This is a genomic window from Streptomyces sp. BE303, from assembly GCF_036290945.1.
Lineage (GTDB): Bacteria > Actinomycetota > Actinomycetes > Streptomycetales > Streptomycetaceae > Kitasatospora.
In genome coordinates this window covers 16439-40236 of record NZ_JAQYWZ010000301.1, presented here as the reverse complement: position 1 = coordinate 40236, position 23798 = coordinate 16439, and the positions used below count along the sequence as shown (strand labels likewise).

At 69.7% G+C, this 23798-nt stretch carries 23 protein-coding genes and 1 pseudogene; 14 read left to right on the top strand and 10 right to left on the bottom strand.

What is annotated here, in order from left to right; genetic code table 11:
* Window positions 1-872: 872 nt before the first annotated feature.
* The 4 genes from PUR56_RS03055 to PUR56_RS03045 all read left to right on the top strand — a co-directional run bounded on the left by PUR56_RS03055 (window position 873) and on the right by PUR56_RS03045 (window position 3192).
* Entirely contained in the window at window positions 873-1631 is a 759-nt protein-coding gene (locus PUR56_RS03055) for a hypothetical protein (RefSeq protein ID WP_329947733.1), read from the top strand.
* A complete protein-coding gene (locus tag PUR56_RS03050) occupies window positions 1628-1903 on the top strand; it encodes a hypothetical protein (protein WP_329947732.1) in 276 nt (91 codons plus the stop codon). Before PUR56_RS03055 ends, PUR56_RS03050 begins: the two co-directional genes overlap by 4 nt.
* Before the next feature lie 21 nt (window positions 1904-1924).
* Window positions 1925-2464 (top strand): FDXHR family putative zinc-binding protein, encoded by a 540-nt coding sequence (locus tag PUR56_RS43250; protein ID WP_443034427.1) that lies wholly within the window; start codon window positions 1925-1927, stop codon window positions 2462-2464.
* 197 nt (window positions 2465-2661) lie between these two features.
* Window positions 2662-3192 (top strand): hypothetical protein, encoded by a 531-nt coding sequence (locus PUR56_RS03045; protein WP_329947731.1) that lies wholly within the window; start codon window positions 2662-2664, stop codon window positions 3190-3192.
* A gap of 80 nt (window positions 3193-3272) precedes the next feature.
* Here PUR56_RS03045 and PUR56_RS03040 read toward each other — a convergent pair whose 3' ends face one another.
* Window positions 3273-3743 (bottom strand): NUDIX domain-containing protein, encoded by a 471-nt coding sequence (locus tag PUR56_RS03040; protein WP_327679661.1) that lies wholly within the window; start codon window positions 3741-3743, stop codon window positions 3273-3275.
* Between the two features lie 3 nt (window positions 3744-3746).
* Complete coding sequence (locus PUR56_RS03035) at window positions 3747-4490, bottom strand: helix-turn-helix domain-containing protein (RefSeq protein ID WP_329947730.1); 744 nt, start codon at window positions 4488-4490, stop codon at window positions 3747-3749.
* A gap of 143 nt (window positions 4491-4633) precedes the next feature.
* On the opposite strand from PUR56_RS03035, the gene PUR56_RS03030 reads away from it, so the two are divergent.
* The 3 genes from PUR56_RS03030 to PUR56_RS03020 all read left to right on the top strand — a co-directional run bounded on the left by PUR56_RS03030 (window position 4634) and on the right by PUR56_RS03020 (window position 6853).
* A complete protein-coding gene (locus PUR56_RS03030) occupies window positions 4634-4828 on the top strand; it encodes a hypothetical protein (RefSeq protein WP_329947729.1) in 195 nt (64 codons plus the stop codon).
* Window positions 4829-5534: 706 nt separating this feature from the next.
* A complete protein-coding gene (locus PUR56_RS03025; protein ID WP_329947728.1) occupies window positions 5535-5678 on the top strand; it encodes a hypothetical protein in 144 nt (47 codons plus the stop codon).
* On the top strand, window positions 5675-6853 hold the full coding sequence (locus tag PUR56_RS03020) for a methyltransferase domain-containing protein (protein WP_329947727.1): 1179 nt from the start codon (window positions 5675-5677) through the stop codon (window positions 6851-6853). The genes PUR56_RS03025 and PUR56_RS03020 overlap by 4 nt, the downstream gene beginning before the upstream one ends.
* A gap of 73 nt (window positions 6854-6926) precedes the next feature.
* Here the strand turns inward: PUR56_RS03020 and PUR56_RS03015 are convergent, their stop codons facing one another.
* A complete protein-coding gene (locus PUR56_RS03015) occupies window positions 6927-7178 on the bottom strand; it encodes an SCO4848 family membrane protein (protein ID WP_329947749.1) in 252 nt (83 codons plus the stop codon).
* 107 nt (window positions 7179-7285) lie between these two features.
* On the opposite strand from PUR56_RS03015, the pseudogene PUR56_RS03010 reads away from it, so the two are divergent.
* Window positions 7286-7474, top strand: a pseudogene (locus tag PUR56_RS03010) (SCO4848 family membrane protein); the annotation flags it as partial.
* Between the two features lie 108 nt (window positions 7475-7582).
* The gene (locus PUR56_RS03005; RefSeq protein ID WP_329947726.1) at window positions 7583-9256 is read left to right on the top strand and encodes a hypothetical protein; all 1674 of its coding nucleotides are present in this window, start codon (window positions 7583-7585) and stop codon (window positions 9254-9256) included.
* A 71-nt stretch (window positions 9257-9327) separates the two neighbouring features.
* Here the strand turns inward: PUR56_RS03005 and PUR56_RS03000 are convergent, their stop codons facing one another.
* Genes PUR56_RS03000 through sdhC form a run of 4 tightly spaced genes read right to left on the bottom strand, consistent with a single transcriptional unit; the run spans window position 9328 to window position 12763 of the window.
* Window positions 9328-10101, bottom strand: a complete 774-nt coding sequence (locus PUR56_RS03000; protein ID WP_329885313.1) for a succinate dehydrogenase iron-sulfur subunit — start codon at window positions 10099-10101, stop codon at window positions 9328-9330.
* A complete protein-coding gene (gene sdhA / locus PUR56_RS02995) occupies window positions 10101-11843 on the bottom strand; it encodes a succinate dehydrogenase flavoprotein subunit (RefSeq protein WP_329885312.1) in 1743 nt (580 codons plus the stop codon). The genes PUR56_RS03000 and sdhA overlap by 1 nt, the downstream gene beginning before the upstream one ends.
* A 39-nt stretch (window positions 11844-11882) precedes the next feature.
* Window positions 11883-12374, bottom strand: a complete 492-nt coding sequence (locus PUR56_RS02990; protein ID WP_329885311.1) for a succinate dehydrogenase hydrophobic membrane anchor subunit — start codon at window positions 12372-12374, stop codon at window positions 11883-11885.
* An 8-nt stretch (window positions 12375-12382) separates the two neighbouring features.
* Window positions 12383-12763: a succinate dehydrogenase, cytochrome b556 subunit gene (gene sdhC, locus PUR56_RS02985; protein ID WP_329885310.1), complete on the bottom strand. Its 381-nt coding sequence runs from the start codon at window positions 12761-12763 to the stop codon at window positions 12383-12385.
* 367 nt (window positions 12764-13130) lie between these two features.
* Between sdhC and PUR56_RS02980 the strand changes: the two genes are divergently transcribed.
* On the top strand, window positions 13131-13865 hold the full coding sequence (locus PUR56_RS02980; RefSeq protein WP_329947725.1) for a hypothetical protein: 735 nt from the start codon (window positions 13131-13133) through the stop codon (window positions 13863-13865).
* A 74-nt stretch (window positions 13866-13939) separates the two neighbouring features.
* Here PUR56_RS02980 and PUR56_RS02975 read toward each other — a convergent pair whose 3' ends face one another.
* From PUR56_RS02975 to PUR56_RS02965, 3 genes are all read right to left on the bottom strand, one after another.
* Window positions 13940-14485 carry a 2-oxo-4-hydroxy-4-carboxy-5-ureidoimidazoline decarboxylase gene (locus tag PUR56_RS02975; protein WP_380358639.1) on the bottom strand — a complete coding sequence of 182 codons (546 nt, stop codon included), beginning with the start codon at window positions 14483-14485 and terminating at the stop codon, window positions 13940-13942.
* A 296-nt stretch (window positions 14486-14781) separates the two neighbouring features.
* Complete coding sequence (locus tag PUR56_RS02970; protein ID WP_329947724.1) at window positions 14782-16437, bottom strand: alpha/beta hydrolase; 1656 nt, start codon at window positions 16435-16437, stop codon at window positions 14782-14784.
* Between the two features lie 156 nt (window positions 16438-16593).
* Complete coding sequence (locus tag PUR56_RS02965) at window positions 16594-17337, bottom strand: SDR family oxidoreductase (RefSeq protein WP_329885307.1); 744 nt, start codon at window positions 17335-17337, stop codon at window positions 16594-16596.
* Between the two features lie 119 nt (window positions 17338-17456).
* Here PUR56_RS02965 and PUR56_RS02960 point away from each other — a divergent pair, with 119 nt between their 5' ends.
* The 4 genes from PUR56_RS02960 (at window position 17457) to PUR56_RS02945 (ending at window position 23796) form a co-directional block, all read left to right on the top strand.
* Window positions 17457-19058 carry an acyl-CoA mutase large subunit family protein gene (locus PUR56_RS02960; protein ID WP_329947723.1) on the top strand — a complete coding sequence of 534 codons (1602 nt, stop codon included), beginning with the start codon at window positions 17457-17459 and terminating at the stop codon, window positions 19056-19058.
* A gap of 231 nt (window positions 19059-19289) precedes the next feature.
* On the top strand, window positions 19290-20567 hold the full coding sequence (locus PUR56_RS02955; protein WP_329947722.1) for an amidohydrolase: 1278 nt from the start codon (window positions 19290-19292) through the stop codon (window positions 20565-20567).
* 264 nt (window positions 20568-20831) lie between these two features.
* Entirely contained in the window at window positions 20832-21890 is a 1059-nt protein-coding gene (locus tag PUR56_RS02950; RefSeq protein WP_329885304.1) for a BMP family lipoprotein, read from the top strand.
* A 49-nt stretch (window positions 21891-21939) separates the two neighbouring features.
* Window positions 21940-23796, top strand: coding sequence for an ABC transporter ATP-binding protein (locus PUR56_RS02945; RefSeq protein ID WP_380358636.1), 1857 nt, complete (start codon window positions 21940-21942; stop codon window positions 23794-23796).
* Window positions 23797-23798: the final 2 nt, after the last annotated feature.

Genomic DNA, 23798 nt, shown 5'->3' with positions numbered 1-23798 from the left:
GGCAGCCCACCGCCCGACCTACCAGGCCGGGACGGGCGGTCCTCGGGCGCTCAGGGCCGACGGCGCCGCCGACCCCTCGCAAACCCCGTGCACGCCGGCAGGAGAGGGCGGCCGTTAGCTACTCCGCGTAGATCCCGTTAACGAGCCGCCGTAGATCCCTACGAGGACACCCCTCGCCACTTGGCCGGACAGGCGCTGAATGTCAGCCCAGCGAACCGACGGCCCGGGAGCGTACCGACGCGCCCCAACAATTGATCAACTGAATAGTGAACCCCGGCAGAGGCCCTACGGCCTTCTTGCCGGACCCGCCGACAGAGATCCGTCTCTTGTCGATAGGCCCGTGTTACGGATGCTGCTTTCCCAACGGTCAGGTCGGTGACCGATGGATGTGCAGCGCCCGTGATGCGGGGCCATTTTTGTACCCAAATTCGACTAGGGGCCGGCCTGTGGACCGGCGATCCGAAATCGCCAAGCACATCAACAACGCCCGCGCCGCAGTAGAGGCGGAGAAGGCCGCCAATGCGCCTACCCACGGAAATGTGACCCCGCAGCCGGCCGCCGACCTCTCCGCGCTGTGCCAGCAGATTGGCGCCAAGTTCTCCTCCCTGAGACATGGCGCGACCGCCTTACGGGCTCGAATGCCGAGGAAATCACGGCGGACGCTCGAAAGCTCGCCGAGCACTTCCGTTCGCCCCTCAAAATTACGCCTACGCCACTCGTCAGGGGTGGCGGCGCTGCCGAGCACGATCCCGGGAATGGAGAAATCGATCCGGTAAAGCTCGCCGCTCTAATCCTCCAGCGGCGAATGGCGGCCTAGAACTGCACCGCTAAGCCGCTTCTCTCTGAATTCCTGCCGACAAGGAGCCATATCAATGTCTTACATTTCGCCCGACGCCCGAATCACTCGACTCAACGCGCTGTACGACCAGGCGTCTCGGGAGGTCCCGCGCTACACGTATACGTGCACGCCGGAAAGCGTGAAGAACGCTCTCGATAAATTTGAAGAAATTCTGCGCAAGCGCGCGGAATCCGACGACGCCGTTTCTTTTGCCGAGGCTGACCTCGCCAAGGTGGAGGGCAGGGATCAGCTCGCTGTCAAGGTGGCCCTTGCACAGGGTAAGCCGCTTCCCAAGTCGACCAACCGTGGCCCGCTGGAGAGCCGCCTTGCGGAGGCTCAGCGCGTCCAGACGGCGGCCTATGAGCTTGCCGCCGAGGCCGCTTCGGCGGTCCGTGCTGCGGCTATCTCCGTGCGCGCTGACTGGCGCTCTGACGTCACCGGCTTGGCCGAGGAGAAGCGCTCCGCTGTCGTGGTCGCGGCAACTCAACTGGCTTGTCTCATGGATGAGTTGGTCACCCTGGCGGAAACCGTGGAGGACCTTGACGCGGACCTGGGCCATCCGTGGAACGGGAACGAGCAGCAGTGGCGCTACATGGCACCGCGCGGGGGCATCAATTGGAACGGCGACCGAATTGCGCTGGATCGAATTCTGACCGATCGGCTGGAGTTTAACGGCAATGCATATGGTGCCCTTCCCGGTCGCCTCGACCCGAAGGCGGACCCGGACGCCGAATTCGACCCGGCGGCCGGCCCGTCCTCTCCCGTCAGTGATATGGAGCCGTGGAATCGATGAGCTACGTTCTGACTGATCGGGACGTTGCACTCAAGGCGCTGGGTCACGTGATCCGCAGCGCCGAAACTGGCTGCCTCATTTCGGAAAGACTGGACCGGGGCGGTCGGGCAGTTGTGCGATACGGCGCGCATGGCCATACCAAGAAGGAACTTGCCCATCGTGTGATCTATCGAGCCCTTAATCGGCCGGTTGCGGCTAATGAAGAGCTGCGCCGGATCTGCCGGGACTCGCGTCGCCTGGAGCCTAAGCATTCTGAATTGGTGCGCCATTAGTAGGGACGCACCCCCTGGGGCATGACCCCCTCCCCGGGGTTCCTTCCCCGCAGAGGCTTAGCAGGAATCGGCCTCTGTACGGGTCTGGGACTTTCGGGTAGAGCAGTCTTCTTTGTGAAATGCCTAGTCAGACCCATTTCGTCACACAGAAGCAGCAGGGCCATGCGCGGGTGTGCACATGCGGGTGCGCGTGGGTGCGCGCACGCGAGGGAGGCTAACCACCAGAACGCCCTTAAATCGCTGCCACAGCGGACCGTGGACGGCTTTTCAGGTGGGGGTTGGACAGAGGGACCAACCCGCCCATCCAAAGCGCTCAGATTCCAGTTTCGAAACCGACGAGAGGTGTCCTTGAAGATCACCCACCCGGCATGCGGCCGGGAGTGGTCCGGCCGGCGCGCCCAACACTGCGCGGCCTGTTGCGAGACGTTCGGCAGCACGCGCGCTGGTGACGCCCACCGCACTGGCCCGCACGACGCCCGCAGGTGCCTTCCGCCCGTCACCGTCGGCCTGTGGCCAGACGCTTGCGGTGTCTGGCACCGGAGGCCCTACCGGGACCGCTGATTCGCCTCTTGCCCCCGTCTGACTCCTCACAGGGGCGGGCGGGGGCTTCTTTGCGTTCTCATGCCAGGCCAAATTGTTGGTCGGCGTAAGGGGCCCGCCGACGACGCCGGAAACCGGAGAGGAGGGCAAGGGTAGGTGCACATCAACTGAACTAATTCGTCTGACAGTTGGGCTGCTTGGCCAGCATACTGGCGCCCATGAGTGAGATTTGGGTGCCGACGCTTCAGCTCCCCGACGGTGACGACGAGGACGAGCACGTGAAGACCACGTTCGCGCACTACGGCCTAGCGATGTATCACGCCGAGGTCCTGGGGCACGGGCTCGTCAACGCGCTCGCTGTAACAAAGATCATCGAAGCCCGAGAGCAGGCTGAGGTTCTGATCCGCGACCCCTGGGTGCAGGGCTTCAGGAAGACCATGGAGAAGCTGATCACCCACGTCAGTCGGCAGACAGCCGCTGATCAGCAGCTTATCGACGACCTCAACGAGTGCCGGACTCGCCGCAACCATCTCGCCCATGCCTTCTGGCGCGATCACGCAGAAGAGTTCTGCTCGTACACGGGCCGAAACGGCATGATCGCAAAACTTGAGTCCGACGATGCCCTGTTCGTGCAGACGGACAAGCGTCTCGCTGAGGTTGTGGGCCCGCTCCACGGCCAGCTAGGCATCACTGAGGACCTGTTCAGTACGACCTTCAGCACGCTGTATCGCGAGGCCAAAGAGCGTTAGAGGGGGTGGGCGGCTGACTGGGCACTGCGTTCCTGCTCACAGTGGATCGTACGGTTGGGACGTGGCCCCAGGAGCTTCCACTAGCCGAGGTGCGGCGTGGTCCTGCCGTCTAGAAAGTGTCGGAGTCGAAGGCGCTGTGTGTGGTGCATCGGTAGATCACCGATGCCTTCAGGCGCGACGAACCGAAGGTCTGTGGACTCGTCAGAGATGCGCAGTTCACCGCCCGTGATTCGGGCCGTGAAGCAGACGTTGAACTGTTGTCGAACCTCGCCATCCGAATAGGCGATGACATGCCGAGGGTCTGTGTAGGTACCGACCAGTCCCGTGATCTCTACATCGAACCCGGTCTCCTCGCGAACCTCTCGCACCGCAGTGTCCGGAAGGGACTCGCCAAGATCCATCGCTCCGCCAGGCAGGGCATACAGTCCGTTGTCAGTACGTCGTTGGAGCAGGATGCGTCCAGCCTCATCCGTGACAACGGCGGAAGCCGCGACCACCAGCCGGTTTGGCTTGGGCGCGTTGGGGTCGTCGTAGTACTCGGTCCGTGCCATGTCTCAGCTCTCCTCGACTGGTTGTGATGCGCTCCACACCGCATCGAAGCTCGAAGCGTAGGTGTCGAACATCGTGCCCGCACCCGTCCGGCGGAGATGCCAGACCGGAGCACCGAAGGCGTTCACGCCCCAGACGTGGGCATTCACGAGAAGGTGATCGTCTGCCCGGTACAGGCTGTTGTAGAGCGTGGTCCCATGGGTGCGGATCTCGATACCGGGAGTGCCGATGAGTGGGCGGTAGTGCATCAGTGCGAGGCGGCATCGGGACTCGATGCCGTGGCCGAACCTCTCCTCTTCGCCGCGCTGTCTTACGTTCTCGCTCTCGGCGTCACCGAGGGCGATGCGGACCACGCAGCCATCGGCGGCACGCTCGCGAAGGAGATCGTTGAGCCTGGGGTACGCCTCGTGGAGGAACACGGCAGCGTAGACCAACACGTCAATGCGTTCAGCAGCCTTACCGAGCAGATCAACGAAGACGGACACCGGCAAGTCAGCCCGCTGCTCGTACAGCGCCACGAGCTCGGGGCTTATCGCCCGTGCGGCTCGTGGCTGCCGCAGGCTCGGCCACAGTGCGAACATGTCTACTCCCAGGGCTTCGGCCGCCAGACGCGCTGTCCCTAACCGGGGCGTCCTGCTTTGGTTGGCCCACCGCTCAACCGACTTGGTGTCCACGCCGGCCTTCTCGGCGAGGGCGGCACATGTCCAACCACCCGACACCATGACGCTCTTCAGTCTCTCGTTCGGCATCTCGCTTGTCTCCCCGCAGGCACCGGTCCTTTGCTAGGGACGTTCTATCGCGCGAGGGACGTTCAGAAGTGTCCTTTGCGCGAGGTTTCACCGTCCCGGGCGGTTGCCGGATCTTGGGGGCAACTCGGCGGGAGGAGCGACCAATGACGGCCAAGACGGGTAGCGGAAGCACGCTGCCTGAGTACAGGGCGGCGCGTCGCCAAGCGAAGGGGACCTTCAACCCGCTTGACGACTACGACGCTGAGGTGTCGGCCCGGGTGACGGTTGGCGGCATCCTGCGGGAGTGGCCCGCCTGCACCTGCGGCACGGACAACTGTCCCGACAAGGGGGCCTCGTGATGCGGCCGGGGGTGGCCTCTGAAGCCCCCGCAGTGTGCCCGGTGGGCCGGTCGTTCGCTCGCATGGCCGCCGTGTTCGCTGAGGCCCCCGCAGAGCTTCAGGACATGGATGCCATGCGCGACATTCAGAAGCCCCGGGACAAGCACATTGCGGAGTGCACCAAGGGGTGTGCGCCGTGAGGATGCTTCCTGAAGCCCCCGCGCGGGCCGTCAGCACAGAGTGCCCGGGGTGTGCCTACTTCGACGAGATCGAAGCGCAGTACCCGGCCGACAAGAACCCGACCATTGCCAGGCACCTGGGCCGGTGGCGGCAGCAGCACGCAGGCGACTGGGAGTGCTTGAACCAGGAGGCAGACCCGGATGAGTGATGACCGGGACGGCGTTCAGGTGCCCCCTGAGGGCCCCACGGAGGGCTCAGAGCCCGTAGACCCGTTCGCTTGGATCATGGCCCATCCTTGGCCCCGAGAGCGGCCTGCCGGGCCCCGCCCGGTTCTCACTCTGGAGGAACACTCTGCTGCGTCCCTGACGCCGGAGGAGCGGCAGCGCCGGGCGGTGCTGCTGGCCCGGGTCCGTGAGGCGAACCACCCGAGGCGCTGACGCGCCCAGAAGACCCCCGTCCTGGTCACCTGGGGAAGGAATCGGCCGGGACGGGTCGTACGACCCAGCGGGCGAGCGCCGGTTGGGCCCAACGGCACGGAGGTACTGAGATGGGGAAGCACGGCGGCGGCACCGGCGACGGCAAGGGTGGCAAGCAGCAGGACGACAGCAACAAGGGCTCCGGGCACGGGGGTGGCGGGTCCGACGAGGGCGGCAACACCTCGGACGGCTCGTCCCCGGCGGGCGGCAAGTGACCGGCGAGACGCGCAAGGAGGCGGGCCCTCAGGGGCTCGCCTCCGCGCTGGTGGCCAGCGGCGCGCTTTCCTCGGACTGGCTTCCGTCTTTCAGGGCCGTGCCCCGTGAGCTGTTCGTTCCGGATCGCATCTGGCCGGGCATCGCGGACGGCACGAAGCAGAACCCCGTGGTGCGCCGGTCGCAGGACCCCGAAGCGTGGCGAAGGGCGGTCTACTCGGACATCCCGCTGACCACGCAGTGGGACGACGGGGACCACGCGGGTGACGGGCTCGGTACCACCCCCAGTTCGTCCAACTCCATGCCCACGATGGTGTTCTCGATGCTCCGAGATCTCGACGTGCGCCCCGGTGACAGGGTGCTGGAGGTCGGAGCCGGCACGGGGTGGAACGCGGGCCTGCTGGCCCACCGCCTGGGCAGCCCCAACGTGGTCACCGTCGAGTACGACGCGGACGTTATCCGTGGCGCACGGGAGAACCTTGATCGGGCCGGACTTGAGCCGACTGTGATCGAGGGCGACGGACGGCAGGGCTGGCCGGAGGGCGCTCCCTACGATCGGATCATCGCCACGTGCTCCTTGCTGGAGATCCCTCCGGCGTGGCTGGAACAGACGGCGCCCGGCGGGGCCATCCTCGCCCCGTTTGGCACCGAGTACGGCGGCGAGCAGATCGTCCGGCTGACCGTGAACGACGACGGGACCAGCGCGAGCGGCAGGTTCACCCGGAGTTCGGCGTTCATGCGGCTGCGCCAGCAGCGCACCGACCGGCCGCCCTTCGAGGACTACCTACGTGGTCAGGAATGGCCTGCCGACGCCGAGAGAAGCACCACCGCCCTGGCCCCTCCAGACACAGGTGGGTGGTTCGAGCTGTTCGTCATCGGGGCGGCTGTGCCCGGGACGTTCTGGCGGGCGGAGCGCTACGACAACGGCGCGTACACGCTGTGGCTCTACAGCCGGGACGCCCGGTCGTGGGCCTCCGCCGACTATGAGCGGGACCGCGCGGAGTACGAGGTGTACCAGTCCGGCCCCCGGAACCTATGGGACGAGGTGGAGGCCGCCTGGCGCTGGTGGGATGACCAGGGCCGACCTGGCTTCGACCGGTTCGGGCTCACGGTGACCCTGGACGGCCACACGGTGTGGCTGGACAGCCCGGAGACCCCGGTGCCGGTCCGAGGCTGAGCCAGAACGGCCCCGTCCCTGCGCTGCCCCAAAGCGCATGGGCGGGGCCGCCGTTCCTGGCGAAGGACTCCGCCTACTTCTCGGCGCGGCGGGCCGCGAGAATGCCCCGGAGGCCGATGACGCCGACGGCCGTACCGAGGAGGAACGAGGTGATGGCGAGGAGCAGGTGGACCCAGAAGAAGGCAGTCGGCTGGGAGTGGTCGCCGTTCACGAACGCCTGCCCGCCGGAGTCCTTCCAGAGGTTCTTGGCGAAGGTTGACCAGATCACCCAAGACCACACGCCGAATGCTGCGAGGAACCAGGAGACGGGGCGGGTGAGCTTCACGGGGATGTCCTTCATGAGGGGAGGCGTTCCCTCCAGTATGTGACCCGCCCCTGTTCGGCTGACCGGCGGGGAAGCTTCCGATTCTCCTAGGTGGCTTCCATTCAACGACCTTCGTCAAGAACCTCTGGAAGGACTCCGGCGGCCAGGCCTTCGTCGACGGCGACCACGGGCAGCCCACCGCCTTCTTCTGGATCCACCTGCTGCTCGCCGTGACCTCCTTCGCACTCGGCGTCGCCGTCGGCGCGGTCGGCGTCCGCGGCCTGCGGGCCGCCCGGCGGGAGCCGGGCGCCGGCTGACGCGATACCCGGTTGCCTGACGGTCCGGCAGGCTGGAAGTATCCCCACCGCTCGATCGCGATCGAATCTTCTTTCGCGTCCTTCATCGCACCAAGGGTGGGGTACTCCATGAAGCCTGCGCACCTCCGTCGGCTCGGCGGGGCGGCTGCCGTCGCCGTGGCGGCAGGTCTGCTCGCCGCGCCGACCGCCGGCGCGGCCGAGACCGGCCTCCGGGTCACCGGGACCACCGCGTCCCCGCGGCCCGGGAACGTTTCCGAGGGCGTCGTCACCGACGCCTGCGACGCCACCACCGCACCCGGCTGGATCGGGCGGACCACCGACGGCCCGACGCTCAGGGCGACCGTCGCCTCGGACACCGCGGGCACCCTCTCCGCCCGCTTCTCGGTCCGGGACCTCACCGCGGACGGCGCCGCCGTCTTCAGCGCCGTCCGCGAGGCCTCCGCCTGGAGCAAGGAGGCGACCACCCTCGTCCCCGGCCTGGTGGACGGCCACGGCTACGCCTGGAACGCCCGCGCCCTCCAGGGCCACAAGATCTCGGCGGCGTCCCCTGACTGCCACTTCAAGGTGGACCTGACCAGCGCCCAGCCCACCGTCTCCTCCCCGGACTTCCCGCCGCTCGGCTCCGGTCAGACGCCCGGCAAGTACGCGGGAGAGACCGCCGCCTTCGTCATCAGCGGCACCGACCCGGCCCCCGCCGGCGGGGGCGAGGCCTCGGGCCTGGCCTGCTACCGCTACGCCTTCAACGACAGCCTCCTGATGTCCGGCGGCTGCGACAGCGGCGCCAGCGTGAAGCCCGGCCCGGGCGGCACCGTCACGCTCAACGTCAAGGTGAGGGAGTGGGGCACCAACGTCCTGTACGTCAAGGCGGTGGACAACGCCGGCAACAGCAGCTTCCACACCGGCTACCACTTCTACGCCCCCTCGGACCCGCGGCCGAAGCCCAGCGCCGTCGGCGACGTGGACGGGGACGCCGTCCCGGACATCCTGCTGCCGGACACCGCAGGCAACCTGCAGATCATCAGCGGCCGGGCGACCGACACCACGCCGTCCTCCGTCCTCCCGGCCGACCTCGCCCCGGGGTCGGTCAAGAACTGGAACAACTACCAGGTGTCGCACCGCGACCGGAACTACTCCACGGCCGACGACCTGCTCGTCCGGGAGGTCGGCGGGCCCGGCAGCGTCTACCTGCTCCGGAACGTCTACGGCACCGGGGAGTTCAGCCGCTCCGGCACCGGCTACGTCGACTGGCCGCGGTGGTGCGCCAACCCCGGCCCCTGCGCGCCGGGCTACCCGGTCGGCTGGGACGGCGTCCAGGACCTCGTGCTGCCCGGTCGGATCGGCACCACCGGCCCGGCCGGGTCGGGCCTGCTCAGGATGCAGGCCGGCGATCTCTGGGTGGCCACGCCCTTCCCCGGCGGGGGGAGCTTCAACGACGCCGAGCGACTCACCACCGGTGGCCTCTGGGCCGGCTACGACCTGGTGACCCCCGGCCCCGACGCCTCCGGAGGTCTCGTGCTGTGGGCGCGTGAGCGGGCCGACGGAGCACTGCACGCCTACGCGATCCCGAAGAAGGCCGACGGCACCCTCGACTTCTCCGCCCTCGCCGACCCGTCGGCCGGCGTGGTCGCCACCGGCTTCACCGTGGACGCCTACCCGACCCTGGGCAGCTCCGGCGACCTCGACGGGAACGGCACCGCCGACCTCTGGGCCGTCACCGCCGACCGTCACCTCGTGACCTACAGCGGCTGGACCGCCCCGAAGGACCTCGGCGTGCTGCGCTGAGCCTTCTCCGGGTACGGCGAAGGCCCCGTCCGATCGTGAGATCGGACGGGGCCTTCGTCAGGGAGCGGGGATCAGAAGCGACGGGTGACCAGCGCCCGCTTCACTTCCTGGATCGCCTTGGTGACCTCGATGCCACGCGGGCAGGCCTCCGAACAGTTGAAGGTGGTCCGGCAGCGCCAGACGCCCTCACGGTCGTTCAGGATCTCCAGCCGCTGCTCCGCACCCTCGTCGCGCGAGTCGAAGATGAAGCGGTGCGCGTTGACGATCGCGGCCGGACCGAAGTACTGGCCGTCGTTCCAGAAGACCGGGCAGGACGACGTGCACGCGGCGCACAGGATGCACTTGGTGGTGTCGTCGAACCGCTCGCGGTCCTCGGCGGACTGCAGGCGCTCGCGGGTCGGGTCGTTCCCCTTGGTGATGAGGAACGGCATGACGTCCTTGTACGCCTGGAAGAACGGGTCCATGTCCACGATCAGGTCCTTGAGGACCGTCAGGCCCTTGATGGCCTCGATCGTGATCGGCTTCTCCGGGTTGACGTCCTTGACCAGGGTCTTGCACGCCAGCCGGTTGCGGCCGTTGATCCGCATCGCGTCGGAGCCGCAGATGCCGTGGGCGCAGGAACGGCGGTAGGTGAGGGTGCCGTCCTGCTCCCACTTGATCTTGTTGAGCGCGTCCAGGACGCGCTCCTTCGGGTCCATCTCCAGCTGGTAGTCGACCCACACCGGGTCCGGGTGCTCCTCCGGGTTGAACCGGCGGATCCGGAAAGTGACGGTGATCAGCTTGACGGCCCCGCTCTCGGCCGCGTCCAGAGCGGCCGAGTGCTTCTCCACGGTCGGAGTGCTCATCAGTACTTACGCTCCATCGGCTGGTAGCGGGTCGTGACGACCGGCTTGTAGTCGAGGCGGATGGAGGTGGTGCCGTCCGCGGCAACCTCCTGGTACGCCATGGTGTGCTGCATGAACTTCACGTCGTCACGGGTCGGGAAGTCCTCGCGGTAGTGACCGCCGCGCGACTCCTCGCGGGCGAGCGCGGAGACGGCCAGGACCTCGGCCAGGTCGAGCAGGTTGCCCAGCTCGACGGCCTCCAGCAGGTCCGTGTTGTAACGGAAGCCCTTGTCCTGGATCGCGACGTTCTTGTACCGCTCGCGCAGCGCGGCGATGTCCTCGACCGCCTGCTTGAGGGTGGCACCGGTGCGGTAGACCATCGCGTTGGTGTCCATGGTCTCCTGCAGCTCCTTGCGGATCACCGCCACGGACTCGGTGCCGGTGGACTCGCGCAGGTTGTCGACCAGGGCCTGGACCTTCTCGGCCGGGTTCTCGGGCAGCTCGGTGTAGCCCACCGTCTGCGCGTAGTCGGCGGCGGCGATGCCGGCGCGCTTGCCGAAGACGTTGATGTCCAGCAGCGAGTTGGTGCCCAGGCGGTTGGCGCCGTGCACGGACACGCAGGCGACCTCGCCGGCCGCGTACAGGCCGGGGACCACGTCGGTGTTGTTGCGCAGCACCTCGCCCTCGACGTTGGTCGGGATGCCGCCCATGGCGTAGTGCGCGGTCGGCTGGATCGGGATCGGGTCCGTGTAGGGCTCGATGCCGAGGTAGGTGCGCGCGAACTCGGTGATGTCCGGGAGCTTGGCGTCCAGCTGCTCCGGCGGCAGGTGGGTGAGGTCCAGGTAGACGTGGTCGCCGTCCGGACCGCAGCCGCGGCCTTCGCGGATCTCGGTGTAGATCGCGCGGGAGCAGACGTCACGGGACGCGAGGTCCTTCATGACGGGGGCGTAGCGCTCCATGAAGCGCTCGCCGTCCTTGTTGCGCAGGATGCCGCCCTCGCCGCGGGCGCCCTCGGTGAGCAGGATGCCCATGCGCCAGATGCCCGTCGGGTGGAACTGGAAGAACTCCATGTCCTCCAGCGGCAGGCCGCGGCGGTAGACCAGGGCCTGGCCGTCACCGGTGAGGGTGTGGGCGTTGGAGGAGACCTTGAAGAACTTGCCGGTGCCGCCGGAGGCGAAGACGACCGACTTGGCCTGGAAGACGTGGATCTCGCCGGTGGCCAGCTCGTAGGCGACGACGCCGGCGGTCTTGCCCTCGTTGAGCAGCAGGTCGAGGACGTAGAACTCGTTGAAGAACTCGACGCCGTGCTTGACGCAGTTCTGGAACAGCGTCTGGAGGATCATGTGACCGGTGCGGTCGGCCGCGTAGCACGAGCGGCGGACCGGGGCCTCGCCGTGGTTGCGGGAGTGGCCGCCGAAGCGGCGCTGGTCGATCCGGCCCTGCTCGGTGCGGGAGAAGGGGAGACCCATCTTCTCCAGGTCGAGGACGGCGTCGATGGCCTCCTTGCACATGATCTCGGCGGCGTCCTGGTCGACCAGGTAGTCACCACCCTTGACCGTGTCGAAGGTGTGCCACTCCCAGTTGTCCTCCTCGACGTTGGCGAGGGCGGCGCACATGCCGCCCTGGGCCGCGCCGGTGTGGGACCGGGTGGGGTAGAGCTTGGTGAGCACCGCGGTGCGGCTGCGCTGGGTCGACTCGATGGCCGCGCGCATGCCGGCGCCGCCGGCGCCGACGATGACGGTGTCGTACTGGTGAATCTGCATGGGGGTTCTAACTCGCCTCTGGCCTCTGCCGATTGCCGATTAGATGTTCGGGTCGAAAGTGAAGATCACCAGGGTGCCGAGCAACACGGTGAAGACCGTGGCGGCGCCCATGAGGCCCTTCAGCCAGAGCCGGGTGGAGTCCTTCTCGGCGTAGTCGTTGATGACCGTCCGCATGCCGTTGGAGCCGTGGAGCATGGCCAGCCAGAGCATCAGGAGGTCCCAGCCCTGCCAGAACGGCGAGGCCCAGCGGCCGGCCACGAAGGCGAAGCCGATCTTGGAGACGCCGCCGTCGAGCACCAGCATGATCAGCAGGTGGCCGAGGATCAGCACCACGAGGACGATGCCGGACAGGCGCATGAAGAGCCAGGCCAGCATCTCGAAGTTGGTACGGGTGCGGCGCGGGGTCTTCTTCGTCCGCTGGCGCGCCGGCTCGATCACGAAGTCGTCGGCGGGGTTGCCCGTGCCGAGACCCTTGCCGGTGTGCGCCTGGGCGGAGGGGACCACCAGGGCGTCGGAGATTTCCGTGGACATGTCTCAGATCACTTCCCGAACCAGGAGGTCAGCGTGTGCTGCAGGATCGGGTAGAAGGCGCCGGCCATCAGGACGACCCAGACCCCGACCACGGACCAGAGCATCTGCCTCTGGTACTTCGGGCCCTTCGACCAGAAGTCGACGGCAACGACCCGCAGGCCGTTCAGGGCGTGGAACAGGATGGCGGCCACCAGGCCGTACTCCATCAGGTTCACGAGTGGCGTCTTGTACGTCTGAATGACGGTGTCGTACGCCTCGGGGGACACGCGCACCAGTGCGGTGTCCAGGACATGTGCAAACAGGAAGAAGAAGATGAGGACGCCGGTGACTCGATGAGCCACCCAGCTCCACATGCCTTCCCGGCCGCGGTACAGCGTTCCAGCCGGCACGGAAAAACCCTCCGGAAGCGATTGGGGGCTCGGCCGGCTTCGGTGTCGGTCAGCCCGGCCGGGTACGGTCCACCGGCCGCGAGCATCCTATCGACGCCGTGTCGGGAACCGCCTCCGGGGGCCCGAGGTGTGATCAATCAGGCACGACTGGCCTAGTCGGGCGGGAACCCGGGCGTCGGTTGTTACGGAAAGTGATGGTTCGGGCGCGCTACCGTGCGCACCCCCCGAACCCTGCCGCCGACACCCTGCCGAGGCCCCCGTGCTGCCCTCCCCTCCCCGCCCCTCGCCCGTTCCGCCGCCCCGTCTCCCGCTCCGCCGTTCGCCCCGCCTATCGCTCAGGCCCTCGACCCGCCCGCTGTCCGGCCTGGTGCTCGGCGCCCTGCTCCTCGCCACCGGCTGCGCCACCGTGGACGGCTCCGCCGACCGGGCCCGGGGCGGCGGCCCGGGCCGGGAGCTGTCGGCGGCCGAGCTGCGCGCGGCCGTGGTGACCGACGCCGACCTCGGCCCCGGCTACACGGTCACGGTGATGACGCCGGGTCACGGCGAGACCGGCTCGGGGGGCGGGCGGGAGGTCGCCGACCTTCCGGTGTGCCAGCCGCTGCTGGACGCGGTGACCCCGGCGGTGGCGGCCGGCGCGGCCTCGGCCCCGCCCGGCCCGGCGGCGCCGTACGCGGAGACGGACCTGGGCGTGGCGCGGGCCGCGGACCCGGAGGGGAGCGTCTACGGGGGGCTGCTCGGCTACCGGGGCGACCGGGCGGCCCGGCTGCAGGCGGAGCTGGGGGGCCTGTTCGGTCCGTGTGCGGACTTCACCTCGACGGCGCCGCCGCCGCCGGCGGAGAAGGGACGCAAGGAGGTGCGGACCCGGCACCGGCTGAGCCGGAACGACACGCCCACGCCCGGGGGAGCCGACGCCGTGACCGGATTCACCCTCACGAATGAATCGGGCTCGGTGGTGCTCGCTCAGCGTGCGGTGCTGGCGCGGGTCGGTCCGGCGCTGGTGGTGTTCAGCACGGTCGGCGTGGGCCCGGCTCCGGCCCCCGAGCCGGACGGGCGGGTCGTCGGCCAGCAGGTGGCCAAGCTGCGGGCGGCCCAGAAGGGCTGAGCCGCCCGGAGGACGACCGGGCCGCCCGGTCCGGCCGCACCGCCCGGGTGGGACGGTGCGGCCGGACGGGCGGCTCAGCGGGCCGAGGCCCCGGAGTGGGTGGCGACCAGGTGTTCCAGGCGGGTGAGGGCGATCCGGCGCAGTTCGTCGGACGCCACCAGACGCTCCTCGTCCCGGTCGTTGGCGAGCCGGGTGCGGATCGAGCTGAGGACGGTGTCGAGCATCTCCTCGGGGACGACGTTCTCCAGGCAGACCACGAAGACGTGGCCGAACCTGGCCTCGTAGGCGGCGTGGGCCGCCCGGAGCGCGGTGTGCGCCGCCTGGCTGCCGGGTGCGCGCATGCCGAGGAGCGGCTGCGGCATCCAGCTCTCGTCCGCCAGCGCCTCGGCCAGGTCGGCCGGGCGCAGGTCGTACGAGGCCTCGCTGGCGGCGGCCAGCAGGGACTCTATGTCGGGGTAGGGCCGGTGCGCGGTGAGCCTGAGGGCCCACCGGTGGCTGCCGCAGCAGGCCAGCAGGGCCTCTTCGGCGGCGCCGGCGTCGGCCTCGTTGAAGCGGTGCAGTCCGAGGAGGGTCGGCTCGGTCCGGGGGTCGAGCCGCTGTGACGGAATGTCGCTGGCCAGCGGGTCCTCCTCGTGAGGGCGGGAAGGGGCCGGTGAAGTGGTGGTGAAGTCAGGTGAAGTATGAGGCTGCGGGGCGGCGTCCAACGCCCCTCCGTCAGCGACTCAAAGGTAGTTGAGCGGTCATCAGTTGGGGAGAGCGCACGCGGATTTCATCCGAACGAGCTATCAAGTTGTGACGTTGACACCTCGGTGTCAGCACCCTCCCCATCTTCATCTGCTACGACGTGCCGTCCCCCGTGTCCCTTCCGTCAGCACCGCGTTCCACGGGGTCGCTCCGCACGGCGCCCGGCAACGCGTCAGGAACACCTGGTCCCGGCGGCCGGGAGCGTTCCCTCGGTGAGGTAGGCGGCGTAGGCCGCGTCGATGCAGCCGTTGCCCTTGCCGAAGGCGCCGTGGCCCTCGCCGACCCGGGTCAGCAGGGTGGCGTTGGCGAAGCCCTTGGCCAGCGACTCGGCGGCGGCGTACGGGGTGGCCGGGTCCCCGGTGGAGCCGACGACCAGGATCGGCGCGCTGCCCTCGGCCCGGACGGTGTGCGGCTTCTCGGGCGACCTGAACGGCCAGCCGGTGCAGGAGCCCTCGGTGAAGTCCTCCGCGGTGACGTCCTTGGTGAGCAGCGGGGCCTCCTGCCGGAGCTTCGCCACGGCCGCCTGGGCCTGCTCGGGCGTCGGGGCCGAGGAGGCGCCGTCGGCGCAGCGGACGGCGACCAGGGCCGCCTCGCTGGGGTCGTAGTGGCCCTGGTCGTCCCGGCCGTTGGACTCGTCGGCGGAAGCGAGCAGGACGTTGCCCTGGCGGGCCTGCATCGCCTCGGCGAAGGCGAGCCGCAGGTACGGCCAGTAGGTCTTCTCGTCGCCGTAGAGCATCTGCGTGACGCCGGTCCAGGCGAGGCCGCTGCCGACCTTGCGGCCGTCCTTGGTGGGCAGCGGCTTGTCGCGCAGCCCGTCGAGGAAGTCGGCGGCCTTCTTGGCGGCCTTGGCGGAGGACTTGCCCAGCGCGCACTCGTCGGCGTGGTTCTCGACGCAGTCGACGGCGAAGCGCTCGAAGGACTTCGCGAAGCCGATGATCTGGTTGACGCTGCTGTCGAGGCTCTCCTGGGCGGGGTCGACGGCGGCGTCGAGGATCAGCCGGCCGGTGTTCCCGGGGAACTCCTCCGCGTAGAGCGCGCCGAGGTAGGTGCCGTAGGAGATGCCCAGGTAGTTGAGCTTCTGGTCGCCGACGGCGGCGCGCAGCACGTCCAGGTCGCGCGCGGTGCTGCGGGTGCCGACGAAGGGCAGCAGCTTGCCGGACTTGGCCTGGCAGGCGGCGATGTACTCGGCCTCCTGCTTGTCCGACAGGGCCTTCGCCTCCTGCGGGTCGAGCGGGTCGTCCTGCGCGTTGAGCGCGTCGCGCTGCTTGTCGTCCAGGCAGACCACCGGGGAGCTGCCGCCGGTGCCGCGCGGGTCGAACCCGATCACGTCGAAGCGGTTGTGCAGGGTGCCGTCGAACTGCTCGGCGCCGAACTTGACCATCTCCACGCCGGAGCCGCCCGGGCCGCCGGGGTTGACCATCAGCGAGCCGATCCGCTGGTCCTGCTTGCCGGCGGGCAGCTTGATCAGCGCGAGGTCGAGGGCCTCGCCCGCCGGGTCGGCGTAGTCGAGCGGGACGTGCAGCTTGCCGCACTTCATCAGGGACGTGTCGATCTTCGCCTCGGCCGCCTCGGCGTCCGGGGCGCAGGCGGCCCAGCTGATCTGCTGGCCGTAGAACGGCTTGAGCGCGGGGTCGGCGGCGCCGGTCGGCTTCGCGGTCGGGGTGGGCGTCGGCGTCCCGGCGGCTGTGGTGGCGGCCGTCGGCGGGGTGGTGGCGGCCTGGTCCTGGGCGGGCTTCTGGTCCCCGCCGCACGCCGTGGTGAGGAGAAGGGTGCCGGCAGCGACCGCGGCCAGCAGAAAGCGCGGGCGGGCGGCCCGATAATTCGTCATCGCACGTATGTACCACTGTCGGGTGACAGCCCCGGTGCGCACCCCCGGGGTGTCGGCCCCGGAAGGCCGGTGCCGAAAGGATCGAACGCATGCGAACGGGCTGAACGCCGCCATGGGCCGGGCCGCACCGTGGCGGCCCGGCGGCCGGGGGAGGGGTCAGAGCTCCCGGTGCACCTTGTGGTTGGCGGCCTGGGCGCGCGGGCGGACCACCAGCAGGTCGATGTTGACGTGGGACGGCCGGGTGACCGCCCAGGCCACGGTGTCGGCGACGTCCTCCGAGGTCAGCGGCTCGGCGACGCCCGCGTACACGGAGGCGGCCTTCTCCTCGTCGCCGCGGAACCGGGTGACGGCGAAGCCCTCGGACTTGACCATGCCCGGGGCGATCTCGATCACCCGGACCGGCTCCCCGCACAGCTCCAGCCGGAGCGTCGCGGCGATGGTGTGCGCCGCGTGCTTGGCCGCCACGTAGCCGCCGCCGCCCTCGTACGCGGCCAGCGCCGCGGTGGAGGAGAGGACGAGGATGGTGCCGTCGCCGCTCGCCCGCAGGGCCGGCAGCAGCGCCTGCGTCACGTGCAGCACGCCGAGCACGTTCACCTGGTACATGGCCAGCCAGTCCGCCGGGTCGCCCGACTCCACCGGCTCGGCCCCGATCGCCCCGCCGGCGTTGTTCACCAGGACGTCCACCCGGCCGATCCCGGCCGCGAAGGCGTCCACGGCGGCCCGGTCGGTCACGTCCAGGGTGTGGGCACGCCCACCGATCTCCTTGGCCAGCTGCTCGATCCGGTCGGTCCGGCGGGCGGTCAGCACCACGTCGAAGCCCTCGGCCGCGAGCCGGCGGGCGGTTGCCGCGCCGATCCCGCTGCTCGCGCCGGTGACGACGGCCACCTTCTGCTCGGTCATTGCCACTCCTGAGATATCCGGTCGGTTCAGCCGATCATCTCAAGGCCGCTCGCCCCCGGGCCGCCGGCGTTACATTGCGAGGGGAGGGGACCGTCCGGCCGAACACCGCGGAGGACACCATGACCCCCGAACCGCCGCCCGAACCGCGCCGCACCGAGTCGGGCCTCCCGATCGCGCCGCTCTACGGCCCCGAGGCCCGGGCCGGCCGGGACCCGGCCGAGCGGCTGGGCCGGCCGGGCGCGTACCCGTACACCCGGGGCGTCCACCCGTCGATGTACACGGGCCGGCTCTGGACGATGCGCCAGTACGCCGGCTTCGGCACGGCGGCCGAGTCCAACGCCCGCTACCGGCAGCTGATCGCCGGCGGCTCCACCGGCCTCTCGGTCGCCTTCGACCTGCCGACCCAGATGGGTTACGACTCGGACGCCCCGCTCGCCGCCGGGGAGGTCGGCCGGGTCGGCGTCGCGGTGGACAGCGTCGAGGACGTGGCCGACCTGTTCGAGGGCATCCCGCTCGGCGAGGTCTCCACCTCGATGACCATCAACGCACCGGCCGCCCTGCTGCTCCTGCTCTACCAGCTGGTCGGCGAGGCCCGGGGGGTGCCGCCGGCCCGGCTCACCGGCACCGTGCAGAACGACGTGCTCAAGGAGTACATCGCCCGCGGCACCTACATCTTCCCGCCGCGGCCCTCGCTGCGGCTGGTCGCGGACGTCCTCCGGTACTGCCGGGCCGAGATCCCGCGCTGGAACACCATCTCGATCTCCGGCTACCACATGGCCGAGGCCGGGGCGACGCCCGCGCAGGAGGTCGCCTTCACCCTGGCCGACGGCATCGCGTACGTGCGCGCCGCACGGGCGGCGGGTCTGGCGGTGGACGACTTCGCGCCCCGGCTCTCCTTCTTCTTCGTGGCCCGGACCACGCTGCTGGAGGAGGTCGCGAAGTTCCGCGCGGCCCGCCGGATCTGGGCCCGGGTGATGCGCAACGAGTTCGGTGCCCGGGACCCCCGCTCGCAGATGCTGCGCTTCCACACCCAGACCGCCGGGGTGCAGCTGACCGCCCAGCAGCCCGAGGTCAACCTGGTCCGGGTCGCGGTGCAGGCCCTCGCGGCGGTGCTCGGCGGCACCCAGTCGCTGCACACCAACTCCTTCGACGAGGCGATCGCGCTGCCCACCGAGAAGGCGGCCCGGCTCGCCCTGCGCACCCAGCAGGTGCTCGCGTACGAGACCGACGTGACCGCCACCGTCGACCCGTTCGCCGGCTCGTACGCCGTGGAGGCGCTGACCGACGCGACGGAGGAGGCCGTGCTCGTGCTGATGGCCCGGGTCGAGGAACTCGGCGGCGCGGTGGCCGCGATCGAGGCCGGGTACCAGAAGACGGAGATCGAGCGGAACGCCTACCGGATCCAGCGGGAGACCGAGGCGGGGGAGCGGACGGTGGTCGGGGTCAACCGGTTCCGGCTGGCGTCCGAGGAGCCGTACCGGCCGCTCAGGGTGGACCCGGAGGCCGGCCGGCGGCAGGTGGCGCGGCTGGCCCGGGTGCGGGCGGCGCGGGACCGGTCGGCGGTGGACCGCTCGCTGGCCGCGCTGTGCCGGACGGCCGGGGGGCCGGACAACGTGCTGTACCCGATGCGGGAGGCGCTGGCCGCCCGGGCCACCGTGGGCGAGGTCTGCGACGCGCTGCGCGAGGTCTGGGGCGGCTACGCCCCGGTCGAGCGGTTCTGAGTGGTGCGGGGCCGGACCGTCGGTGCCGCCGTGCGATTCCGAGCCATCGTCAATTCCCCTGGTGGGAGGGGCGTGACCTTGATCGCCGACGGTCGTTGCACTGGGCAGGAACCTGGGGAAGGCGGCTGAAATAAGATGTCATACCCACCTGCTCGGCCGGTATGCGCCCATCCGGGGACTTCTTTTCCGGAAGTCGGGCCAAATCCCCCCAACGGGCCTACCCTTGTTGAGATGAACCGTCGTGAGTCCGCCCAGTCGGCCGTCACCCTCACCGCTGCCCGTCCCGCCGCCGGTCTCCGTGACCGGGTGAGCGGGCTGGAGCCCGAGCTGATCGCCTTCCGGCGGGACCTGCACCGGCACCCGGAGCTGGGCCGCCAGGAGTTCCGTACCACCGGCCTGCTGCGCGACCGCCTGGTCGCCGCGGGCCTCGCCCCCCGGATCCTCCCGGGCGGCACCGGAATGCTCGTCGACGTCGTTCCCGAGTCCGCACCGCGCGGGGCCGGCTTCCTGGCCTTCCGTGCCGACATCGACGCCCTGCCGATCGACGACGCCAAGACCGACGTCCCCTACCGTTCGACCGCGCCCGGCCGGGCCCACGCCTGCGGCCACGACGTGCACACCTCGGTGGTGCTGGGCACCGCGCTGGTGCTGGCCGAGGCGGCCCGCACCGGCGAGCTGCGCCGTCCGGTCCGGCTGGTCTTCCAGCCCGCCGAGGAGGTCATGCCCGGCGGTGCGCTGGACGTGATCGCGGCCGGCGGGATGGACGGCGTCGAGCGGATCTTCGCGGTGCACTGCGACCCGAAGGTGGAGGTGGGCCGGGTCGGGCTGCGGGTCGGGGCGATCACCTCGGCCTGCGACCGCCTGGTCCTGAGCCTGGACGGTCCCGGCGGCCACACCGCCCGCCCGCACCTGACCACGGACCTGGTCACCGCGATCGCCCGGATGGCGGCCGACCTCCCGACCCTGCTGGCCCGCCGGATGGACCCGCGCTGGGGCGTCTCGCTGGTCTGGGGCCGGATCGCCGCCGGCTCCGCGCCCAACGTGATCCCGCAGCACGCGGAGCTGGAGGGCACCGTCCGCTGCCTGGAGCTGGCCGGCTGGCGGGATGCGCCGGAGCTGCTGCACGAGCTGATCGCCAGGCTCGCCGAGACGTACCGGGCCAAGTGGACGCTGGACTACCACCGGGGTGTCCCGCCGGTGGTCAACGAGGCGGTCTCGGTGGCCCTGCTGGAGGAGGCCATGACAGCGCGTTTCGGCCGCTCCGGCCGCCAGGTGGTGGAGGACACCGAGCAGTCGCTCGGCGGCGAGGACTTCTCCTGGTACCTGGAGCACGCTCCGGGTGCGCTGGCCCGGCTCGGCGTCCGCACCCCCGGCGACACCGCCGTCCGTGACCTGCACCAGGGCAGATTCGACGTGGACGAGCGCGCGATCGCGATCGGTGTGGAGCTGTTCGCGGCGCTGGCACTGGATCCGGACACGGAGCCCGGGGAAGGCTCCGAGGTCCTCTGAGGGCCCTTTCGGCGGTCGTAAACCGGACACTCACCATGAGTGTCCGGTTTGTCGCAATACAGGCTTTATTTACGGTTACGTACACTGGGCTGCGCCAGTTCCGACCGCCGTTCCTGCACGGAAAAGGGGCGTCGGGAGGGCCGTGAGACCACGGTTTGATAACAACCCGAATGCTCCGGCGGCCCGTAACCCAACCGTGTTCTACGCGCGTTACGGTGGCGTCCGACCACGCTAATCGGGTGCGTGTGAGAAGGAGATACTCCCTTGCGCCGTTCTACTAAGCTCGCCGCGGTTGTGCTCTCGGGTTCCCTGGGCATCGCCTCGCTCGCCGCTTGCGGCGCAAAGAGCAACGACACCGCCGCCTCTTCCGGCTCCGCCGACGGCGGCCTGAAGGTCGGCATGGCCTACGACATCGGTGGCCGTGGCGACCAGTCGTTCAACGACTCCGCCGCGCGCGGCCTGGACAAGGCCAAGAACGAGCTCGGCGTCGCTGTGACCGAGGCCGACGCCAAGACCGGCGAGGCCGAGGCCGACAAGGAGACCCGGCTCAAGAACCTGGTCACCGCCGGCTACAACCCGATCATCGCGGTCGGTTTCGTGTACCAGGCTGCGGTCGAGAAGATCGCCAAGGAGAACCCGAACACCAAGTTCGCGATCATCGACTCGGCCTCCGAGACCCAGCCGAGCAACGTCACCTCGCTGACGTTCTCCGAGCAGGAGGGCTCGTACCTGGCCGGTGTGGCCGCCGCGCTCAAGTCGAAGAACAAGCACGTCGGCTTCATCGGCGGCGTGCAGACCGAGCTGATCAAGAAGTTCGAGGCGGGCTACCGCGCGGGCGTCAAGTCCGTCGACCCGAACATGCCGGTCGAGGTCACCTACCTCACCACGCCCCCGGACTTCTCCGGCTTCGCCTCGCCCGACAAGGGCAAGGAGGCCGCCCAGGGCCAGCTCGACAAGAAGGCCGACGTCATCTACACCGCCGCCGGCTCCTCCGGCAACGGTGCGATCGAGGCCGCTGCCAACGCCAACGCCCTGGCCATCGGCGTCGACTCCGACCAGGCCGCCCAGCCGGCCCTGGCGAAGTACAAGAACAGCATCCTCACGTCGATGGTGAAGAACGTCGACAAGGCCGTCTTCTCCTACGTCGAGTCGATCAAGAAGGGCACCCCCTTCACCGGCGTGAAGAACTTCGACCTCAAGGCCGACGGTGTCTCGCTGGCCACCACCGGCAACAAGATCGACGACATCAAGGCCAAGCTCGACGAGGCCGGCAACGCCATCAAGAGCGGCGCCACCACCGTCCCGACCGACCCCACCAAGTAGGGGTTCGACCGGACGTCGCTGCCGCTGCCGCCTGCCCGGCAGCGCCATGATGGACGCAACATCAGGGAGGGGCCCGGAAGGGTGCGCTCAGTGCGTACCCCCGGGCCCCGTCCCGTCCCTCCACCGCTTTTCGCTTTTGGCCCTCCAGCGCAACGACGCGCCTCCAGACCACCAGGAGATCGCCATCACCGCATCCGACCCCGCCCCGCACACGGGCGGTACCCCCAGCGCGGGGACGGCGACACCGGCCGTCGAACTGCGCGGCATCACCAAGCGCTTCCCCGGTGTCGTGGCCAACCACGACATCAACCTCACCGTCCGCACCGGTACCGTGCACGCCCTCATGGGCGAGAACGGCGCCGGCAAGTCGACGCTGATGAAGATCCTCTACGGCATGCAGAAGCCGGACGAGGGCACCATCGCGATCAACGGTGAGCTGTGCGAGTTCAACACCCCGGGCGAGGCCATCGCGCGCGGCATCGGCATGGTGCACCAGCACTTCATGCTCGCCGACAACCTCACCGTCTGGGAGAACGTCGTCCTCGGCGGCGAGCACCTGTTCGGCATCGGTGCCAAGGCCAAGGCGAAGATCAAGGAGATCTCCGACCAGTACGGCCTGGGCGTGCGCCCGGACACCCTGGTCGAGGACCTCGGCGTGGCCGACCGCCAGCGCGTCGAGATCCTCAAGGTGCTCTACCGCGGCGCCAAGATCCTCATCCTCGACGAGCCCACCGCGGTGCTCGTCCCGCAGGAGGTCGACGCGCTCTTCGACAACCTGCGCGAGCTCAAGTCCGAGGGCGTCACCGTCATCTTCATCTCGCACAAGCTGCACGAGGTGCTCTCGGTGGCGGACGCGATCAGCGTCATCCGCCGCGGCACCACCGTCGGCGACGCGGACCCGAAGAGCGTCAGCGCCCGCCAGCTGGCCGAGCTGATGGTCGGCTCCGAGCTGCCCTCCCCGGAGAGCCGCGAGTCCACCGTCACCACCGACGTGATGCTGGACGTCGCGGGCCTGCGGATCGCCAAGACCGACGCCGAGGGCATCGAGCGCGTGGTCCTGGACGACATCTCGCTGCGCATCCACAAGGGCGAGATCCTCGGCATCGCCGGTGTCGAGGGCAACGGCCAGGCCGAACTGGTCGAGGCCGTCATGGGCATGCTGCCGCTCGACGCAGGCGCCGTCACCCTCGACGGCAAGGACCTCTCCGGCACCCTCACCCGGGCCCGCCGCCAGGCCGGCATCGGCTACATCCCCGAGGACCGCCACCGGCACGGCCTGCTGCTGGAGGCCCCGCTCTGGGAGAACCGGATCCTCGGCCACGTCACCGAGGCCCCGAACTCCAAGGGCGTCCTGCTCGACCCCGCCGGTGCCCGCAGGGACACCGCGCGGATCGTCGAGGAGTACGACGTCCGCACCCCCGGCATCGAGGTCACCGCGGCCTCCCTCTCCGGCGGCAACCAGCAGAAGCTGATCATCGGCCGCGAGATGAGCCACCGGCCCAAGCTGCTGATCGCCGCCCACCCCACCCGCGGTGTGGACGTCGGCGCGCAGGCGCAGATCTGGGAGCACATCCGGGTCGCGCAGCGCGAGGGCCTCGCGGTCCTGCTGATCTCCGCCGACCTGGACGAGCTGATCGGGCTCTCCGACACCATCCGGGTGATCTACCGCGGCCGGCTGGTCGCCGACGCGGACCCGGCCACCGTCACCGCCGAGGACCTCGGCACCGCGATGACCGGTGCGGCCCGCGGCCACATCGAGTCCGAGCCCGAGGCCGTCGAGGAGTTCCAGGCGACCCGGGTCGAGGGCACCGAGGCCGAGCCCGCCGCCGGGGACGACGCCCCGTCCGTCACCGCCGGGGACGACACCCCCACCGACACCGCCGACGACCAGCAGGCGGGGGAGTAGCC